At 73.3% G+C, this 17,547-nt stretch carries 19 protein-coding genes; 11 read left to right on the top strand and 8 right to left on the bottom strand.

Going from position 1 to position 17,547, the window contains the following annotated elements:
* Positions 1 to 20 precede the first annotated feature (20 nt).
* On the bottom strand, positions 21 to 1,082 hold the full coding sequence (locus IEY98_RS19545; protein ID WP_229787087.1) for a WD40/YVTN/BNR-like repeat-containing protein: 1,062 nt from the start codon (positions 1,080 to 1,082) through the stop codon (positions 21 to 23).
* A 101-nt stretch (positions 1,083 to 1,183) separates the two neighbouring features.
* Between IEY98_RS19545 and IEY98_RS19540 the strand changes: the two genes are divergently transcribed.
* Genes IEY98_RS19540 through IEY98_RS19530 form a run of 3 tightly spaced genes read left to right on the top strand, consistent with a single transcriptional unit; the run spans position 1,184 to position 3,971 of the window.
* Complete coding sequence (locus IEY98_RS19540; protein WP_189212017.1) at positions 1,184 to 1,687, top strand: PH domain-containing protein; 504 nt, start codon at positions 1,184 to 1,186, stop codon at positions 1,685 to 1,687.
* A complete protein-coding gene (locus IEY98_RS19535) occupies positions 1,684 to 3,189 on the top strand; it encodes a PH domain-containing protein (protein WP_308425906.1) in 1,506 nt (501 codons plus the stop codon). The genes IEY98_RS19540 and IEY98_RS19535 overlap by 4 nt, the downstream gene beginning before the upstream one ends.
* Before the next feature lie 14 nt (positions 3,190 to 3,203).
* Positions 3,204 to 3,971 (top strand): SGNH/GDSL hydrolase family protein, encoded by a 768-nt coding sequence (locus IEY98_RS19530; RefSeq protein ID WP_189212016.1) that lies wholly within the window; start codon positions 3,204 to 3,206, stop codon positions 3,969 to 3,971.
* On the opposite strand, the gene IEY98_RS19525 is transcribed toward IEY98_RS19530, so the two are convergent.
* From IEY98_RS19525 to IEY98_RS19515, 3 genes are read right to left on the bottom strand one after another with little or no spacing between them, the layout of a single operon-like run.
* Positions 3,961 to 5,016 (bottom strand): FAD-dependent oxidoreductase, encoded by a 1,056-nt coding sequence (locus IEY98_RS19525; protein ID WP_229787086.1) that lies wholly within the window; start codon positions 5,014 to 5,016, stop codon positions 3,961 to 3,963. The two genes, IEY98_RS19530 and IEY98_RS19525, sit on opposite strands and share 11 nt — an antisense overlap.
* 14 nt (positions 5,017 to 5,030) lie before the next feature.
* Entirely contained in the window at positions 5,031 to 5,447 is a 417-nt protein-coding gene (locus IEY98_RS19520) for a GNAT family N-acetyltransferase (RefSeq protein WP_189212015.1), read from the bottom strand.
* 10 nt (positions 5,448 to 5,457) lie between these two features.
* The gene (locus IEY98_RS19515) at positions 5,458 to 6,216 is read right to left on the bottom strand and encodes a helix-turn-helix domain-containing protein (RefSeq protein ID WP_229787085.1); all 759 of its coding nucleotides are present in this window, start codon (positions 6,214 to 6,216) and stop codon (positions 5,458 to 5,460) included.
* Between the two features lie 70 nt (positions 6,217 to 6,286).
* On the opposite strand from IEY98_RS19515, the gene IEY98_RS19510 reads away from it, so the two are divergent.
* From IEY98_RS19510 to IEY98_RS19495, 4 genes are read left to right on the top strand one after another with little or no spacing between them, the layout of a single operon-like run.
* Positions 6,287 to 6,868 carry a TIGR03086 family metal-binding protein gene (locus IEY98_RS19510; protein WP_189212014.1) on the top strand — a complete coding sequence of 194 codons (582 nt, stop codon included), beginning with the start codon at positions 6,287 to 6,289 and terminating at the stop codon, positions 6,866 to 6,868.
* A gap of 10 nt (positions 6,869 to 6,878) precedes the next feature.
* Positions 6,879 to 7,913, top strand: a complete 1,035-nt coding sequence (locus IEY98_RS19505) for an NAD(P)/FAD-dependent oxidoreductase (RefSeq protein ID WP_189212013.1) — start codon at positions 6,879 to 6,881, stop codon at positions 7,911 to 7,913.
* Between the two features lie 36 nt (positions 7,914 to 7,949).
* The gene (locus IEY98_RS19500) at positions 7,950 to 9,323 is read left to right on the top strand and encodes an FAD-binding oxidoreductase (protein WP_189212012.1); all 1,374 of its coding nucleotides are present in this window, start codon (positions 7,950 to 7,952) and stop codon (positions 9,321 to 9,323) included.
* 13 nt (positions 9,324 to 9,336) lie between these two features.
* Positions 9,337 to 10,878: an acetolactate synthase large subunit gene (locus IEY98_RS19495; protein WP_189212011.1), complete on the top strand. Its 1,542-nt coding sequence runs from the start codon at positions 9,337 to 9,339 to the stop codon at positions 10,876 to 10,878.
* A gap of 66 nt (positions 10,879 to 10,944) precedes the next feature.
* Here IEY98_RS19495 and IEY98_RS19490 read toward each other — a convergent pair whose 3' ends face one another.
* The 4 genes from IEY98_RS19490 to IEY98_RS19475 all read right to left on the bottom strand — a co-directional run bounded on the left by IEY98_RS19490 (position 10,945) and on the right by IEY98_RS19475 (position 13,894).
* On the bottom strand, positions 10,945 to 11,244 hold the full coding sequence (locus IEY98_RS19490; RefSeq protein WP_189212010.1) for a hypothetical protein: 300 nt from the start codon (positions 11,242 to 11,244) through the stop codon (positions 10,945 to 10,947).
* 195 nt (positions 11,245 to 11,439) lie between these two features.
* On the bottom strand, positions 11,440 to 11,688 hold the full coding sequence (locus tag IEY98_RS19485; RefSeq protein ID WP_189212009.1) for a hypothetical protein: 249 nt from the start codon (positions 11,686 to 11,688) through the stop codon (positions 11,440 to 11,442).
* A gap of 17 nt (positions 11,689 to 11,705) precedes the next feature.
* A complete protein-coding gene (locus IEY98_RS19480) occupies positions 11,706 to 12,812 on the bottom strand; it encodes a fatty acid desaturase family protein (RefSeq protein ID WP_189212008.1) in 1,107 nt (368 codons plus the stop codon).
* Positions 12,813 to 12,820: 8 nt separating this feature from the next.
* Positions 12,821 to 13,894: a ferredoxin reductase gene (locus IEY98_RS19475; RefSeq protein WP_194510806.1), complete on the bottom strand. Its 1,074-nt coding sequence runs from the start codon at positions 13,892 to 13,894 to the stop codon at positions 12,821 to 12,823.
* 138 nt (positions 13,895 to 14,032) lie between these two features.
* Between IEY98_RS19475 and IEY98_RS19470 the strand changes: the two genes are divergently transcribed.
* The 4 genes from IEY98_RS19470 (at position 14,033) to IEY98_RS19455 (ending at position 17,547) form a co-directional block, all read left to right on the top strand.
* Positions 14,033 to 14,659 (top strand): TetR family transcriptional regulator, encoded by a 627-nt coding sequence (locus IEY98_RS19470; RefSeq protein WP_229787084.1) that lies wholly within the window; start codon positions 14,033 to 14,035, stop codon positions 14,657 to 14,659.
* 126 nt (positions 14,660 to 14,785) lie between these two features.
* Positions 14,786 to 15,874 (top strand): Re/Si-specific NAD(P)(+) transhydrogenase subunit alpha, encoded by a 1,089-nt coding sequence (locus IEY98_RS19465; protein ID WP_189212005.1) that lies wholly within the window; start codon positions 14,786 to 14,788, stop codon positions 15,872 to 15,874.
* On the top strand, positions 15,875 to 16,171 hold the full coding sequence (locus tag IEY98_RS19460) for an NAD(P) transhydrogenase subunit alpha part 2 (RefSeq protein ID WP_189212004.1): 297 nt from the start codon (positions 15,875 to 15,877) through the stop codon (positions 16,169 to 16,171).
* Entirely contained in the window at positions 16,168 to 17,547 is a 1,380-nt protein-coding gene (locus IEY98_RS19455) for an NAD(P)(+) transhydrogenase (Re/Si-specific) subunit beta (protein ID WP_189212003.1), read from the top strand. Before IEY98_RS19460 ends, IEY98_RS19455 begins: the two co-directional genes overlap by 4 nt.

Raw genomic sequence — 17,547 nt, 5'->3', positions numbered from 1 at the left:
CCCGCCCCGTCAAACCGGTTTCAGCTCCAGCCGAGCTTGCCCACCCGGCCGCGAGCGCCAGACGCCCAGCACGCGCCGTCGCGGGCGCAGTCGACGGTGTCGAAGCTGCCCGCGTCGAACGAGTGCCACCGCAGGCCGCCGTCGACGGTCACGTCGCTGCCGGTCGGACCCACGGCGATCGCCACCGTCGGCAGGAACGGGTGCCACGCGACGCCGGAGCGGTAGCCCTGCGGCGCGACCGCGGGCCTGCTCCACGTGCGCCCGCCGTCGCGGGTGACGCCGAGCGCGTCGACCCCGCCGGTCGGGTCCGTGTAGTCCCCGCCGACGGCGATGCCGCGCGAGCGGTCCCGGAACGCGGTGGCGTACACGCCCGCGCTCGGCCCGCTGGCCAGCACGGTGTCGTGGGCGGTCCAGGTGCGGCCCCGGTCGGCGGAGTGCAGCACCCGCGCCGTCGCGCCGCCGCCGGTGGCGATCCAGGCGTGCCTGCCGCCTGCGACGGTCAGGCACTGCCCGCTCGCGGCGAACCCGAACTCGCCCGCCAGCGCGGGCGGCATCCCGGCGTCCGGCACGACCTGCCAGCTCGCGCCGCCGTCGTCGGTGCTCAGCACGCGGAACTTCCCGTCGACCGGGTCGCTCATGGCGAGTCCGTGCCTGCGGTCGAAGAACGCCATGCAGTCGTAGAACGCGGCGGGCTCGGCGCTGCGGAAGGTCTCGGTCCACGTGGCGCCGCCGTCGGTGGTGCGGTAGATGCGCGACTGGTCGCCGGGTCCGATCGACATCGTCACCGCCGTGCGCGCGTCGAACGCCTCGATGTCGCGCAGGTCGAGCGCCTCGCTGCCGGGCGGCGTGCTCCGCTGCCACGTCCGTCCACTGTCGACGGTTCGCAGGACGGTGCCCCTGGCCCCGCTCGCCCACGCCACGCGGGAACTCACCGCCGCGAGCCCGCGCAGCTGCGCGTCCGTGCCGGTGACCGAAAGCCGCCAGGTCAGGTCCGGGTGGCGGGCCGGGGTCGCCGCCCCCGCCGCCGGTGCCCCGCCGAGCGCGACCGCGACCAGCGCGGCCATGATCAAGGATCGCCTCATGCCCGCGCACCGTAGTCGACCGGACGCGCAGCGGACAGGGTTCGGCGATATCAGACCTGCGGATGACGCACGGTGACCGGACCGGATGATCGACTGTGGACATGCAGGATTCGCACGCGTCCCCTCGGCTGCGCCCGCCGAGGAACCCGGTCGAGCGCCGCGCCGTCACCTGGTGGGCGACGCAGGCGGCGCTCTGGTGGGGCGGGATCGTCGTCGTGCTCGCCGTCGCCGCGGCCGTCATCGGGCCCGCCCGGTTCTGGCTGCTGCTCGCCGCGGCCGTCACTGCGGTCGTGTGCCTGGTCGACGCGCTCGTGGTCTCGCGGGTGCGGTTCCGGGTCCACCGCTGGGAAGTGACCGACGACGCCGTCTACGCCAGGACCGGTTGGTTCATGCAGGAGTGGCGGGTCGCGCCGATGTCGCGCATCCAGACCGTCGACACCAAGCGCGGGCCGCTGGAGCAGCGCTTCGGCCTGTCGACGGTGACCGTCACCACCGCGTCGGCGCACGGCGCGATCAAGATCCCCGGCCTCGACCACCGGATGGCCGACGACCTGGTCCAGACCCTCACCGCGATCACCCAGGCGACGCCCGGTGATGCCACGTGACGGCCGACTGGCGGCGCCTGGACCCGCGCACGCTGCGGGTCACCCTGGTGACCATGCTCGGCGTCGCGGTCGTCGCGGGCGTCCCGACCACCGTCGGCCTGCTCGGCACCGGACTCCCGTTGCTGGTGATCGTGCCCGTGGGCGCGGTGCTGCTCGTGCTCGGCGGCGTCGGCATCGACTGGCTGCGATGGCGGCACACGCGGTACCGGGTCACGGACTCGCGGGTGGAGGTGCGGCACGACTTCGTGGTGCACACGGTGAAGTCGATCCCGCGCGAGCGCGTGCGCAGCGTGGACATCGACGCCGGGCCCGTGCACCGGCTGTTCGGCGTGGTGAAGGTGCGCATCGGCACCGGGCAGCAGGACAAGGCGGGCGAGGTGATCACCTTCGACCCGCTGGACCGCGCGCTCGCCGAACGGCTGCGCGGCGACCTGCTGCGCCGCACGACGACCGAGCCCGCGACGGCCGTCCCCGGCGAATTGGCCCGGCTGGACTGGGCGTGGCTGCGGTACGCGCCGCTCTCGGTGTCCACGCCGATCCTGGGCGCGGCGGCGTTCGGCGCGGTCATGCAGGTCGCCGAGTGGTTCGGCGTGCAGGCCGACGTGGTGCGCGCGGTGGGCGGGTTCTTCGCGAGCCTGTCGGTTGTGGAGCTGGTGGCGGTACTCGTGGTGATCGGGCTCGTGGTGGGTGTCGTGGGCTCGCTCGGCCTGTTCGTCGAGATGTGGTGGAACTACCGGCTGACCAGGGAGTCCGGCGCCCTCGTCATGCGCCGCGGCCTGGTGACGACGCGGTCGCTGACGTTGGAGGAGCGGCGGGTGCGCGGGCTGGAGTTCGTCGAGCCGCTCGGCGCGCGGCTGGCGGGCGCGGCCCGGCTCGACGCGGTGGCCACCGGCCTGCGGGTCAAGGACGAGAAGGGACACAGCGTCCCGCGCTCGTTGGCCCCGGCGATGCCCAAGGCGAAGGCGCAGGCCCTGGCCGCGTCGATCCTGGGGGAGTCGCCGCCGCCGACCGAGGCCGCCGGGCTGACCGCGCACCCGGTCGCCGCGCGCAGGCGGCGGCTGGTCTGGGCCGTCTCGGGGGCGTTGGCCCCGGTGGCCGTGCTCGCGCTGCTCGGCGTGCTGCTGACCGACGTGCTGCTCGTGATCGCCGGGGTCGTCGCGGTGATCGCGGTGCCGCTCGCCGTCGCGCTCGGCATGGACGCGTACCGCAATCTCGGGCACGGGCTGCGCGGGGAGTACCTGGTCGCCCGGTCCGGGGCGGTGCGCAGGCGCACGGTCGCGCTGCGCCGGAGCGGGGTGATCGGGTGGCGCGTGGTCAGCTCGCCGTTCCAGCGGCGGGTGGGCCTGCTGAACCTGGTCGCGGTGACGTCAGCGAACTCCGGCGCCTACGAGATCCCGGACGTGGACGCCGCCGGGCTTGCCTTCGCCGACGACGCCGTTCCCGGTGTGCTGGGCCAGTTCCTGGACTACGGCCCCGGCGAAGCCGCTGCTACCGACAAGTAGGCTTCCGGTTCGTCATGAGCAGACACACCACCTTCGTCGCCGTGGGCGACTCGTTCACCGAGGGCATGTCCGACGACCTGCCCGACGGCACCTGCCGGGGCTGGGCCGACCTGGTCGCCGCGCGGCTGGCCGAGGACACCGCTGGCTTCCGGTACGCCAACCTCGCCGTGCGCGGGAAGCTGGTCGGGCAGATCGTCGACGAGCAGGTCGGCCTCGCCGCGGCGATGCGCCCGGACCTGGTCAGCTTCGCCGGGGGCATGAACGACGTCATGCGCCCCGGCTGCGACATCGACCTGGTGCTGCGGCGGGTCACCGAGGCCGCCGACCGCCTCGCCGAGGCGTCGGGCAGGCTCCTGCTGTTCCGGGTGATCGACCCGACCCGCAGGATGCGCGGCGCGGCCCGGCTGCTGCCGCGCATCACCCGCCTCCTGGACGCCGTCGACGCCGCGGCCGAGCGGCACGACGCGGTGGTCGTCGACCTGTTCTCCGCGCGGGTGTTCGACTCGCCCGCGCTGTGGGCGGAGGACCGCATCCACCTCAACGCCGAGGGCCACCGCAGGACCGCAGAGGCCGTCCTGTGCGCGCTGGGCCTCGAGCCCGAGTTCGAGTGGGACGCCCCGGTGCCGCCCCCGCCGCCCCTGCCCTGGCGCGAGCGCGCCAAGGCCGAACTCCGCTGGGCGAGGACGCACGCGCTCCCGTGGATCGGCCGCAGGCTGACCGGTCGCTCGTCCGGCGACGGCCGCGCGCCGAAGCGGCCGGAGCTGACGCCGGTCAGGCCGTAGCGGTGGCGGGCGCGGCCAGATAGGCCCGCAGCTCGGCGACGGCGGCGCGGCCCGCGCGGTTGGCGCCGATGGTGCTCGCCGACGGGCCGTAGCCGACCAGGTGGACGCGGGGGTCCGCGGTGACCCGGGTGCCGGTCATCGGGATGCCGCCGCCCGGGGCGCGCAGGCGCAGCGGGGCCAGGTGGTCCAGCGCGGCGCGGAAGCCGGTGGCCCACAGGATCGTGTCGGCCTCCGTCTCCGCGCCGTCGGGCCAGCGCACGCCGGTCGGGGTGATCTCGGTGAACATTGGCCTGCGGCGCAGCGGTCCGTCGGCGATGGCGGCCCTGATCCGCGGCGTGAGCGCGAGGTCGGTGACGCTGACGACGCTGGCGGGCGGCAGTCCCGCGGCCACCCGCTCGGCGACCTTCGCGACGGCCGCGCGGCCCCACTCGGGGGTGAACGGCTCGTCCCGGAAGACCGGCGGGCGCCGGGTCGCCCAGGTCGTCTCGGCGGCCACCGGCCCGATCTCCAGCAGCGCCTCGACGGCCGCCGTGCCGCCGCCGACCACGACCACCCGCTCGCCCCGGAAGTCCTCGGGCGAGCGGTAGTCGGCGCTGTGCAGCTGGCGGCCGAGGAAGGCGTCCTGGCCGGGGTAGCGGGGCCAGAACGGCTTGTCCCAGGTGCCGGTGGCGTTGACCACGGCCCGGGTCGTCCACTCCCCGGAGTCGGTGGCGACCACCAGGCGCCCGTCGCCTGCCTCGGTCACCGCCGTCACCCGGACGGGCCGCAGGACGGGCAGGTCGAACTCGGCCTCGTAGCGGGCGAAGTAGGCGGTGATGGCCGCCGACGCGGGCTCGTCCGGGTCCGCGTCGGGCAGGGCGAGGCCAGGCAGGGCGTGGAACCCGTGAACGTGCTCCATGACCAACCCCGGCCTGCGGTGCCGCCACGCGCCGCCAGGGGTGGCGTTCGCGTCGAGGACGACGAAGTCCACGCCGTGCCTGCGCAGGAAGTAGGCGCTGGACAGCCCCGCCTGCCCCGCGCCGATCACCACCACATCGGTTTCCACACCCTGGTCAACGCTCAGGACGTCGTCGGCATGCCCGGGCGCTCGAGGTAGGTGTCGTCCGGGCCGGTGAAGCCGAAGCCCTTGTAGAGGCCGTGGGCGTCGTTGGTGTGCAGCAGCCAGCGGAACCGCGCGCCCGGCCCGTCGTCGATCATGCGCCGCACCAGCGCCTTGCCCAGGCCCCGCCCGCGCGCGTGCTCCAGCACGAACACGTCGGCGAGGTAGGCCAGGGCCACCCCGTCGGACACCGCGCGGGCGAATCCGACCTGGGCGCCGGTCGCCGACTCGTACACGCCCACGACCCGCCACGCGCCGCGCAGCTGGGCGTCGAACTGCGCGCGGGTGCGCCAGCGGCCCCAGTAGGCGTCGGTGGACAGGTACGCCCACACGGCGTCGGCGTCGATGCGGCCGGGATCATCGTCCAACTCGTACACGTGCGCGAACCTACCTGCCCGCGGCGTAGCGGGCGGGGGAGATTCCCACGGCGGACCGGAACTCGCGGCTGAAGTGCGCCTGGTCGCTGAAGCCGAGGTCGGCGGCCAGCCGCGCCCAGTCGACGGCGCCGCCCTCGTCGGCGCGGGCCGCGGCCTCGTGCATCCGGTACCTGCGGATGACCCACTTCGGGCCGACGCCGACGTATTCGTTGAACAGCCGCTGCACCGACCGCACTGTCCGGCCGAACCGGTCGGCGAGGTCGTCGACCCTGGTCAGGCCCCGGTCGTCGCCGATGGCCGCGACCATGGCCCTGACCTCGGCCACCACCGGGTCGACCGGCGGGCACAGCGGCAGCAGCGCGGCCTCCAGCGCGTCGACCTCCGGCGCGACGTCCGGGGCGAGCCCGGGCACCAGGTCGGCCGCGGCGAAGCGCTCGTCGGTCAGGACCGACACCCGCCTGCCCAGCCACGGCCGGAAGCCGCCCGCGTGGAACCGCACGCCCAGCACGTGGCCGCGCCCGACCAGCGTCCGCCGGAACAGCCCGTGCAGGACCCCGTACACCCACGTCCCGTCCGGCTCGACCACCAGGTGCACGTTGGGATGCGGCACGACCCGCTGGGTGAACTCCTCGGCCAGGTCCCAGGAGACCTGCCAGTAGTACTCCACGAACGGCGCCAGCGCCGGGGCGGGCGGGATCTTGCGCAGGTCGAACTTCGTGCGCGCCGTCGTCGGGTCCAGCACGCCCGGGCTCACCTGGTCCACCTGCACGGACCCCACGGTAATCGGACCGGCCGACACTGTCGCGTTTGTTCAAGACGGGCCGGCTACCGTCGATGGCATGGAACAGGACCTGATGGCGAAGGTGGCCTCCGCCGCCGTGGACATCGCCCGCAACATCAAGCCCAGCCAGTACGACCTGCCCACCCCGTGCGCCGAGTACGACGTGCGCGCGCTGATCAACCACTTCACCCACTGGTCGGCCATCGTCCTGGAGCGCACGGCCCGCAAGCTGCCCCCGCCGACCGACGGCTCGGAGGACGAGAGCACCGACTACGCCGCCAAGCCGGACTGGCCCGACTTCTTCGCCACCCACGTGGACCGCTCCATCGCCGCGTGGGCCGAGCCGGGCGCGTGGGAGGGCGAGACGGTGATGGCGTCGAGCCCGATGCCCGCGCGGACGATCGGCACCATGATGACCGCCGAGCTCGCCCTGCACGGCTGGGACCTCGCCGCCGCCACCGGCCAGGCGTACACCCTCCCCGACGACGTCGCCGCGGATTTGCTGCGCACCGTCGAGAGCATGGCGGACATGGCGCGCCAGTGGGGCGCGTTCGGCCCGGAGGTGGGCGTTCCCGCCGACGCGCCCGCGCTGGACAGGGCGCTCGCGCTCAGCGGCCGCGACCCCGGCTGGAGGCCGTAGTCTCGCGCGCATGGCATGGGATGTGCTGGTGGTCGGCGGCGGGATCGCCGGGGTGTCCGTCGCCGCCGAGCTGGCCGCCCGGGGGTCGGTGCTGCTCGCCGAGGCCGAGCCGGAGCTGGCCAGGCACACCACCGGCCGGTCCGCGGCGATCTGCGTCCCCTCCTACGGCGGCCCGCTCGTCCGCGCGCTGACCGCCGCCTCCCGCTTCCCGGATGGGCTGCTCACCCCGCGCGCCATGCTCTGGGTGACCACCGACGGCCCGTCCCCCGGCCGCCCCGGCGCCCGGCCGATCAGCCTCGAGCAGGCCCGCGAGGTCTGCCCGGCGCTGCGGCCCGGGGCGATCGCCGCCGCCGACCTCGACGAGCGCACCGCCGACATCGACGCGATGGGCCTGCACCAGCACTACGTCCGCGCGCTGCGCGCCCACGGCGGCGAGATCCGCCGCGGCGCGCCGGTCACCGCGCTGCGCAGGGACGGCGCGGGCTGGCGGGCCGCTGTCGGCGCGGACGAGGTGCGCGCGGGCCTGGTCGTGGCGGCCGCGGGCGCGTGGACCGACCGCGTGGCCGCGCTGGCCGGGGTGCCGCCCCTGGGCCTGCGGCCGCTGCACAGGACCATCGCCATCGCCGCCGGTCGGCCCGTCGAGCCCGACTGGCCGCTGGTCGTCGACACCGCAGACCGCTTCTACTTCCGCCCCGAGTCCGGCGCGCTGCTGGTCTCCCCGGCCGACGAGACGCCCAGCGAGCCGGTTGACGCCAAGCCCGACGACCTCGACGTCGCGCTGGCCGTCGAGCGGGTCAACGCGGTCACCACGCTCGGCCTGCGCACCGTCCGCACCGCGTGGGCCGGGCTGCGCACCTTCGCCCCCGACCGCGATCCCGTCGTCGGGGTCCGCGACGGCCATCCCGGGTTCGCGTTCTTCGCCGGTCAGGGCGGCCACGGCATCCAGCTGGCCCCCGCGCTGGCCGCCACCGGCGCGGCGATCATCGCCGGGGACGACCCGGGGGACGGCCTCGCCGCCGCGCTTTCCCCCGATCGGTTCCCCTGACTACTGTTACGCGCCAGTAAGGGCGGAGGGAGTCCAATGACGGACATGCGGTCGCGGCTCGCCGACATCGTCGGCGCGGCCAACGTGCGGGACGGGGCGGACGCCGCCGAGGACTACGCCCGCGACGAGGGCCTGACCAGCGTCGCCACCCGGCCCGCGTTCGTGGTCGCCCCCGGCGACGCTGGCGAGACCGCCGAGATCCTCAAGGCCGCAGCCGAGACCGGCACCCCGGTCACCGCGCGCGGCTCCGGCACCGGCCTCTCCGGCGCCGCCGTGCCGAGGGCGGACGCGATCCTGGTGTCCTTCGAGCGGATGAACCGCGTGCTGGAGATCGACACCGAGAACCACGTCGCCGTCGTCCAGCCCGGCGTCACGCTGCGGGAGCTGGAGGAGAAGACCGCCGAGCACGGCCTGGTCTACCCCGTGTACCCCGGCGAGCTGAGCGGCAGCCTGGGCGGCAACGTCGCCACCAACGCGGGCGGCATGCGCGCGGTCCGCTACGGCGTCACCCGCCACCACGTGCTCGGCGTCGAGGCCGTGCTCGCCACGGGCGAGGTCATCCGCTGCGGCGGCAAGTACGTCAAGGCCAGCACCGGCTACGACCTCACCCAGCTCATCGTCGGCTCGGAGGGCACGCTGGCCCTGGTCACCGAGGCCACGCTCAAGCTCCAGCCGCGCTTGGCCCACCAGGCCACCGTGCTCGCGCCGTTCGGCGACCTCACCGCCGTGGTCAGGGCCGTGCCCAAGGTGGTCGCCAGCGGCATCGGGCCGCTGATCCTCGAGTACATCGACGCCATGACCATGGGCGCGATCACCTACACCCACGACCTGCAGCTCGGCATCCCCGACCAGGTCCGCGACACCTCCCAGGCCTACCTCGTGGTCATGCTGGAGAACCGCGACGCCGAGCGCCTCGACGACGACGTGGCCGCCACCGGCGAACTGCTGACGGCCCTCGGCGCCGTCGACGCCTACGTGCTGCCCGGCCCGTCCGCGCGCCGCCTGATCGAGGCCCGCGAGCAGGCCTTCTACACCGCCAAGGGCGCGGGCGCCGACGACGTGATCGACACCGTGCTGCCGCGCGCCGCGCTGCCGGAGTTCATGGCCCGCGTGCAGGGGATCGCGCAGGCCAGCGAGACCTTCGTCGTCGGCTGCGGGCACGCGGGCGACGGCAACGTCCACCTCGCGGTGTTCCAGAAGGACGCCGACAAGCGCGCCAAGGCGCTGCGCGAGCTGTTCGCCGCGAGCATGGAGCTGGGCGGGGCGATCTCCGGCGAGCACGGGATCGGCCACGCGAAGAAGGCCTACTTCCTCGACCTGGAAGACCCGGCGAAGATCGCGCTGATGAAGCGGATCAAGCAGGCGTTCGACCCCACGGGGGTGCTCAACCCCGGCGTCCTCTTCGACTGACGGAATGGATCACATGAACGGGGCACAATCGCTCATCCGCACCCTCGTCGACTCCGGCGTGGAGGTGTGCTTCGCCAACCCCGGCACCTCGGAGATGCACTTCGTCGCCGCGCTGGACACCGTGCCGAGGATGCGCGGGGTGCTGGCGCTGGCCGAGGGCGTGGTCACCGGCGCGGCCGACGGCTACGGCCGGATGGCCGACAAGCCCGCGGCGACGCTGCTGCACCTGGGCCCGGGCATGGTCAACGGCATGGCGAACCTGCACAACGCCCGCCGCGCGCACACCCCGATCGTCAACGTCATCGGCGACCACGCGCTGACCCACAAGGGCTTCGACGCGCCCCTGGAGTCCGACATCGACGCGCTCACCGGCTGGACGCACGGCTGGAGCCGCACCTCGACGGACACCGCGTCGGTCGGCAAGGACGCCGCGGAGGCGGTGGCCGCCGCGCGCGAGGGCCGCGTCGCCAACCTGGTCCTGCCCGCCGACGTCTCCTGGGGCGAGGGCGGCGAGCCCGCCGCCGAGGTGGTCCCGCCCGCGCGCGCGACCGTCGCCGCCGACCGGATCGCCGAGATCGCCGGGGTGCTGGGCGAGTCCACTGTGGTCCTGCTGGGCGCGGGCGCCACCCGCGAGCGCGGCCTGCGCGCCGCGAGCCGGATCGCCGCGGCGACCGGGGCCAGGCTGTTCGCCGAGACCTTCCCCGCGCGCATCGAGCGCGGCGCGGGCCTGCCCGCCGTCGACCGGCTCGGCTACCTGGCCGAGCAGGTCCAGTGGCAGCTCACCGGCGTCACCCACCTGGTGCTGGTCGGCGCGAAGGCGCCCGTCTCGTTCTTCGCCTACCCGGGCAAGGCCAGCGAGCTGACGCCCGAGGGCTGCGCCGTGCACACGCTGGCCGAGGTGGGCGAGGACACCGCCGACGCGCTCGACCGGCTCGCCGACGCGGTGGCCGAGGGCGTCGAGCCCGTCCTGCAGGCCGAGTCCCGGCCCGCGCTGCCCAGCGGCGACCTCACCCCGCAGAACTGGGCCGAGGTCGTCGGCGCGCTGCTGCCCGAGGGCGCGATCATCTCCGACGAGGCCAACACCTCCGGGCTCATGATCCCGATGGCCACCGCGGGCGCGCCCCGCCACGACGTGCTCACCCTGACCGGCGGCGCGATCGGCCAGGGCCTGCCGGTGGCCGTCGGCGCGGCCGTGGCCTGCCCGGACCGCCCGGTCGTCTGCCTGCAGTCCGACGGCTCGGCGATGTACACGATCTCGGCGCTGTGGACGATGGCGCGGGAGAACCTCAACGTCACCACGATCCTGCTCAACAACCGCGCCTACGCCATCCTGCGCGTCGAGCTGACCAGGGTGGGCGCGGAAGGCGCTGGCCCGAAGGCGAACTCGCTGCTGGACCTGTCCACCCCGGACATGGACTTCGTCGCGATCGCCACCGGCATGGGCGTCCCGGCGACCCGGGCGCGCACGGCGGAGGAACTGGCCGAGCAGTTCGAGCGGGCGCTGGCCGAGCCGGGCCCGCACCTGATCGAGGCCATGGTGCCCTCGCTGATCTGACAGTTGCGGGCGCCCCCATCCCGCCCGGTCGGGAATGGGGGCGCCACGCCGCCGCGAGGTCTGGGGTTACCGCAGGTCCATCGACACTTCCTCGTCCTCATCGTCCTCGTCGTACTCGACCCACTCCTCGAACTGGGTCCAGGAGACACCGTCGGTCTCGGCGTGGGTGAACCAGAAGCCCCAGGACTCCCAGTCGTCCCCGCATTCGCCGGGGCCGTCGTACTGGTGGTGGGGATCGATGGTCACGAAATCGGTCTCCACCGGGTCGTCGTAGGGGACGGTGGCGGACGCGGCGGTCGCGGTCATGCCGCACGCGAAGACCGCCGCGCCGATGATGGAGCCGATTCGCCTTGCCGTGGTGCGCATCAAGTCACTCCTAGCTGGACGGACGATACGGTCATCTCGACTCTCGCACGTGGAGACCACACTGGACATTCATCGGTCGAGTGGACCTGTCCGTCCCCGATCCGCGCCATCCGCCCGGCGCACGCACCGACCGCGACTACCACACCGGTCCGCGGCGGTCTAAACCCAACAACCGGGTGTACCCGATCGGGGACATCAAGGTGACTCGTCAACCACCACCGGGCCCGGCGCCTCCCGGTCGGCCGACGGCGCGCGCCGCTCGTCGGCCCGGGCGCGGCGGCTGGCCTCGTTCATCTCGATCACGTCGGTGGCCCAGTCGCCGATCTCCCTGGCCACGTCGCGCACCGCCGCGGTGATGATCTGCGCGATGCGCCCGACGTGGTCGGCCGCGGACTCCGTCAGCTCCTGGATGGTGTCCTTGCGCGTCTCGAACTCGCTGACCATCGGCTGCTCCCCAACCCTCACGCCGCGCGCCGTGCGCGGTCGGTCTCGACGGTACCGCTCCACGCCCGCGTCAGCCGGTCCGGCAGCGCCAGCCGGACGATCTTGCCGAACACCGATCCGAGCTGCTTCGCCAGCCCGCCGGTGTTGTACGGCAGGCCGTACTTCGCGCAGATCGCGCGCACCTCCGGGGCGATCATCGGATAGCGCCGCGCCGGGATGTCGGGGAACAGGTGGTGCTCGATCTGGTGCGAGAGGTTCCCCGACAGGATGTGGAACAGCGGGCTCCCGGTGATGTTGGCCGAGCCGAGCATCTGCCGGTAGTACCACTGCCCCCGGGTCTCGTCGGCCGTCTCCTCCTCGGTGAACGACTCGACCCCGGTGGGGAAGTGTCCACAGAAGATGATGGCGAACGCCCACAGGTTGCGCGCCAGGTTCGCGGTCATGTTGCCCAGCAGGGTCGGCAGGAACAGCGGGCCGCTCAACGCCGGGAACAGCGCGTAGTCCTTGAGGACCTGCTTGACCCCCTTGTGCCACATGCGCCTGCGCTCCGCGGCCGTCTCCGACCACTTCTTCTCCCCGGACGCCAGCTTCTCCGCCTCCAGGTCGTGCAGCATCACGCCCCACTGGAAGAACACCGCCAGCAGCGCCGCGTACACCGGGTTGCCCAGGTAGTACGGGTTCCACTTCTGCGCGGGGTCGATCCGCAGGACGCCGTAGCCGATGTCGCGGTCCTTGCCGATGATGTTGGTGTAGGTGTGGTGGACGTAGTTGTGCGAGTGCTTCCAGTTCTCCGCGGGCGCGACGGTGTCCCACTCGAACATCCGGGAGTTCAGGGCCGGGTCGCGCATCCAGTCGTACTGGCCGTGCATGACGTTGTGGCCGATCTCCATGTTGTCGAGGATCTTCGACAGCGACAGCGCGCCGACCCCGGCCAGCCAGGCGGGCGGCAGGAAGCCGAGGAACAGCAGCCCGCGGCCCGCCACCTCCAGGGCACGCTGGATCTTGACGATGTCGAGGATGTACGCGCGGTCGGCCTCGCCGAGGTCGGCGAGCACCCGCTGGCGGAGCGCGTCGAGGTCGCGGCCGAGCGCCGCGTACTGGTCGGGGGTGAGCTGGGGAGCCATGGTGTCCTCTACAGGTCGAGGGTGACGTCGCCGACGGGGACGCGGACGCAGAGCTGGATCTCCTCGTCCGGGTCGGTGGAGGTCTCGCCGCTGCGCACGTCCCGCACGCGGCCCGCGGTCTTGACGCTGGTGCAGGAGAAGCAGATGCCCATGCGGCAGCCGTGCTCCGGCGTGAGCCCGGCGGCCTCGGCCTGCTCCAGCAGCGTCCGGCCGCTGTTGGGGGCGCGGCGTCCGCTGCGGGCGAAGGTGACCGTGCCCGTGGCCTCCGCCGTGTCCACGGCGACGGGGGCGGGCGCGAACTCCTCGGTGCGCAGCAGCCCGCCGATGCCGAGCCCGTCGTAGACGGCGCGGACGGCGGCCATGAGTCCGGGCGGACCGCACAGGTACGCGGGCGCCTCGGTGAACCACGGGGCGGCGGCGCGCAGGTGCTCCTCCGTGCAGAACCCCTGGAGGTCGCCGTCGGCCGCGTCGGTGTAGCCGAGCACGAGCCGGACGTTCGGGCGCCGGTCGGCCAGCGCCCGCAGGTCCGCCAGGTGCGGCACATCGGACCGGCGGTAGGCGTAGTGCAGGAACACGATCTCGCCGTCGTGGCCCTCGTCGGTCAGGGTGCGCAGCATCGACAGCACGGGCGTGATGCCGCTGCCGCCGCTGACGAGCAGCACCCGGCGCGGTCGGGCGGTGTCCAGGGTGAACTCGCCCTCGGCCTGCGACAGGTGCACCACGAGCCCGGTCCGGGCGTTGGCGTGCAGCCAGCGGGAGACCAGCCCGCCGTCGTGCGCCTTGATCGTCAGGTCGAACGAGCCGGGGCGGTGCTCGGAGGTCGAAGGGGAGTAGCAGCGGGTCCGCCGAATGCCGTCGATGACGACCGACAACCGGACGAATTGCCCAGATCGGAACCCGCGCCACCGTCGGGTGGGCCGGATGGTCAGCGTGACCGTGTCCGAGGTGGTTCGGTGCACGCTTGTCACCTGACCGCGCAGCTCGCGAACGGTCAGCATCGGGTGGACCAGTTCGAGATATCTGTCCAGGCCATGCGGGGTGGCGAGGGCTTCGAGCAGGCGGAGCCCAGCGGTGACCGCCATCATGGCCTCCGGCCATAGTGAACGTGCGTACACTGAAAAGTGGAGCGCGGGACGAGGTCGGGTGTCAACGTGGAAAGCTGTGAAAACCGCAACAAGGTGGGCGGATACCGGGTGGATCACGCGCGTACGCTCACGCAGGTGAGCGAAGTGGCCCTGGGGATTCGGCAGGAACGCAAACGGCGCACGCGGCAGGCGCTGCTGGACGCCGCCCTGCGCCTGCTGGACCGCAGCAGCCTCGCGGGCCTGAGCCTGCGCGAGGTCACCCGCGAGGTGGGCATCGTCCCGACGGCCTTCTACCGCCACTTCGCCTCGATGGACGAGCTCGGCGTCGCCCTGGTCGAGGAGAGCATGCGCACCCTGCGCGACATGCTCCGCGACGCCCGCCGCACCAGAGTGGACGACGCGATCCGCGGCTCGGTCCGCATCATCGCCGAGCAGGTGCTCGCGCACGAGAACCACTTCCGCTTCCTCATCCGCGAGCGCCACGGCGGCGTCCCGGACGTGCGCAGGGCCATCGCCACCGAGTTGCGGTTCATCGGCAGCGAGCTGGCCACCGACCTGGCCCGGTTCCCGGGGCTGTCCGCTTGGGACACCGAAGACCTGCGGATGGTCGCCGACCTGATGGTCTCGGCGATGCTCGGCATCGTGACCGCCCTGCTCGACCGCCCCCGCGACCCCGACCACGTCGCCGAGGCGACCCGGGTGGGCGAGCGCCAGCTCCGGATCATCGCCCTGGGCACGGCGCACTGGCGGAGCCCGCGCTAGCGCTGGCAAGCCGAACGTACGGACTGTTATTTTTCGGGTGTTTTCCCAGGTCAGCCCATGATTGTCGGTGAACGGCAACTGGCACGCCCTGCCGGAGAGCACCCATGAGGTGGTAAACCATCCGGTGTGACGGCCAACACTCGCGTAGGCGTCCCGAAGGAGTCCGCTCCGGGTGAGCGGCGGGTGGCGCTCGTGCCCAAAGTCGTCGAACGGCTCCGATCCCGCGGCATCGACGTCGTCGTCGAGCCGGGAGCCGCCACCGCCGCGCTCATCCCCGACGAGGCCTACACGGCGGCGGGCGCCGTGCTCGGCGACCCGTGGCAGGCCGATCTGGTGGTCAAGGTCGCCGCTCCCACCGCCGAGGAGGCGGCACGGCTGAAACCCGGGGCCACGGTGATCGGCTTCCTCGCCCCGCTCACCGACCCGGCCGGGATCGAGACGCTGCGCAACGCCGGGGTCACCGGGTTCGCGATGGAGTCGATCCCGCGCATCTCCCGCGCCCAGTCCATGGACGCGCTGTCCTCCCAGGCGAACGTGGCCGGTTACCGCGCCGCGCTGCTGGCCGCCGAGCACCTGACCCGGTTCTTCCCGATGCTCACCACCGCGGCGGGCACGGTGCCGCCCGCCAAGGTGCTCGTCCTCGGCGCGGGCGTCGCCGGGCTGCAGGCCCTGGCCACCGCCCGCAGGCTCGGCGCGCACACCACCGGCTACGACGTGCGCCCCGAGGTCGCCGAGCAGGTCCGCTCGGTCGGCGCGCAGTGGCTCGACCTGGGCATCGAGGCCACCGGCAGCGGCGGGTACGCCCGCGCCCTCACCGACGCCGAGCGCGAGGAGCAGCAGCGCCAGCTCGGCAAGGCGATCGGCGGGTTCGACGTGGTGATCACGACCGCGCAGGTCCCCGGAAGGCCAGCTCCCCGGCTGGTCACCGCCGAGGCCGTGCGCGGGATGCGGCCCGGCGCCGTGGTGGTCGACCTCGCGGGGGAGTCCGGCGGCAACTGCGAGCTGAGCGAGCCCGGCGGCACTGTCGTCGCCCACGACGTCACCGTCACCGCCCCGCTGAACCTGCCCGCCACCATGCCCGAGCACGCCAGCGAGCTGTACGCCCGCAACGTGCTCGCGCTGATCGAGCTGCTCATCACCGACGACGGCGCGCTCGCGCCCGACTTCGCCGACGAGATCGTGCGCGGCGCGTGCGTGACGCGGGAGGGGGAGTAGATGCTGCTGCAGAACCTGGCGGTGCTCGTGCTCGCGGGCTTCGTCGGCTTCCTGGTGATCTCCAAGGTGCCCAACACCCTGCACACCCCGCTGATGTCGGGCACCAACGCCATCCACGGCATCGTGCTGCTCGGCGGGCTCATCGTCCTCGGCCTCGGCGCCGAGGGCACGCTCGACAAGATCCTGCTGGTCATCGCCATCGCCTTCGGCACCATCAACGTCGTCGGCGGCTTCCTGGTCACCGACCGGATGCTCGGCATGTTCAAGGGCCGCTCCGACAAGGACGCCAAGCGATGACCGCCGTCCAGATCCTCTACATCGTCGCCTTCGCCCTCTTCGTCTACGGCCTCATGGGCTTGACCGGTCCCCGGACTGCCGTGCGCGGCAACTGGATCGCCGCGGCGGGCATGGGCGTGGCCGTGATCGCCACGCTGATGATCCCCGGCATGGGCAACTGGTGGCTGATCCTGCTCGGCCTGGCCATCGGCGCCGCCGTCGGCGTGCCGTCCGCGCGCCGGGTGAAGATGACGGCGATGCCGCAGATGGTCGCGCTGTTCAACGGCGTCGGCGGCGGCGCGGTCGCGCTGATCGCGTGGGTCGAGTTCCGCCAGAGCGACGGCTTCGCCCACGAGGCCGCCTACGTCGCCGTCGCGAGCCTGTTCGCCGCGCTGGTCGGCTCGGTGTCGTTCTGGGGCTCGCTGATCGCCTTCGGCAAGCTGCAGGAGATCCTGCCCGGCCGCCCGATCGGCGCGGGGCGGCTCCAGCAGCCGATCAACCTGCTCCTGCTGGCGGGCGGCCTCGCGTGCGGGATCGCGATCGTCGCGGGCGCGTCGGCGGAACTGCTGGTCATCGGGCTGCTGGTGCTGTCGGCCGCGCTGGGCGTGCTGGTGGTCCTGCCGATCGGCGGCGCGGACATGCCGGTGGTCATCTCGCTGCTCAACGCCCTCACCGGCCTCAGCGCCGCGGCGATGGGCCTCGCGCTGGACAACACCGCGCTGATCGTCGCGGGCATGATCGTCGGCGCGTCCGGCACGATCCTGACCAACCTCATGGCCAAGGCCATGAACCGCTCGATCCCGGCCATCGTGGCGGGCGGCTTCGGCGGCGGCGGCGGACCGGCGGCCGAGGTCGACGGCGACCGCACCGTCCGGCGCACCAGCGCCGCCGACGCCGCGGTCCAGATGGCCTACGCCAACCAGGTCATCGTCGTCCCCGGCTACGGCATGGCCGTCGCGCAGGCCCAGCACGCCGTGCGCGAGATGGCCGACCTGCTCGAGGCCCGCGGCGTCGCGGTCTACTACGCCATCCACCCGGTCGCGGGCCGCATGCCCGGGCACATGAACGTCCTGCTCGCCGAGGCCGACGTGCCCTACGACCGGCTCAAGGAGATGGACGAGATCAACGGCGAGTTCGCCCGCACGGACGTGGCCATCGTGATCGGGGCCAACGACGTCACCAACCCCGCGGCCCGCACCGACCCGTCCTCGCCGATCTACGGCATGCCGATCCTCAACGTCGACGAGAGCCGCTCGGTGATAGTCCTCAAGCGCGGCATGGCTACCGGGTTCGCGGGCGTGGACAACGCCCTGTACTTCGACCCCAGGACGGCGATGCTGTTCGGCGACGCGAAGGCGTCGGTGTCGGACGTCACCGAGGAGCTGAAGAACCTGTAG

This window comes from Actinokineospora fastidiosa (assembly GCF_014648415.1).
In the GTDB taxonomy this organism is placed as follows: Bacteria; Actinomycetota; Actinomycetes; order Mycobacteriales; family Pseudonocardiaceae; genus Actinokineospora; species Actinokineospora fastidiosa.
The sequence above is the reverse complement of the archived record's forward strand: the minus strand, read 5'-3'. Positions and strand labels throughout refer to the sequence as shown.

Bases quoted from the DNA above. Each gene is read 5' to 3' on its own strand.
- IEY98_RS19545 (WP_229787087.1), bottom strand. From the start codon at position 1,082: ATGAGGCGATCCTTGATCATGGCCGCGCTGGTCGCGGTCGCGCTCGGC.
- IEY98_RS19540 (WP_189212017.1), top strand. From the start codon at position 1,184: ATGCAGGATTCGCACGCGTCCCCTCGGCTGCGCCCGCCGAGGAACCCG.
- IEY98_RS19530 (WP_189212016.1), top strand. From the start codon at position 3,204: ATGAGCAGACACACCACCTTCGTCGCCGTGGGCGACTCGTTCACCGAG.
- IEY98_RS19510 (WP_189212014.1), top strand. From the start codon at position 6,287: ATGGAACAGGACCTGATGGCGAAGGTGGCCTCCGCCGCCGTGGACATC.
- IEY98_RS19505 (WP_189212013.1), top strand. From the start codon at position 6,879: ATGGCATGGGATGTGCTGGTGGTCGGCGGCGGGATCGCCGGGGTGTCC.
- IEY98_RS19500 (WP_189212012.1), top strand. From the start codon at position 7,950: ATGACGGACATGCGGTCGCGGCTCGCCGACATCGTCGGCGCGGCCAAC.
- IEY98_RS19495 (WP_189212011.1), top strand. From the start codon at position 9,337: ATGAACGGGGCACAATCGCTCATCCGCACCCTCGTCGACTCCGGCGTG.
- IEY98_RS19490 (WP_189212010.1), bottom strand. From the start codon at position 11,244: ATGCGCACCACGGCAAGGCGAATCGGCTCCATCATCGGCGCGGCGGTC.
- IEY98_RS19485 (WP_189212009.1), bottom strand. From the start codon at position 11,688: ATGGTCAGCGAGTTCGAGACGCGCAAGGACACCATCCAGGAGCTGACG.
- IEY98_RS19480 (WP_189212008.1), bottom strand. From the start codon at position 12,812: ATGGCTCCCCAGCTCACCCCCGACCAGTACGCGGCGCTCGGCCGCGAC.
- IEY98_RS19475 (WP_194510806.1), bottom strand. From the start codon at position 13,894: ATGGCGGTCACCGCTGGGCTCCGCCTGCTCGAAGCCCTCGCCACCCCG.
- IEY98_RS19460 (WP_189212004.1), top strand. From the start codon at position 15,875: ATGCTGCTGCAGAACCTGGCGGTGCTCGTGCTCGCGGGCTTCGTCGGC.
- IEY98_RS19455 (WP_189212003.1), top strand. From the start codon at position 16,168: ATGACCGCCGTCCAGATCCTCTACATCGTCGCCTTCGCCCTCTTCGTC.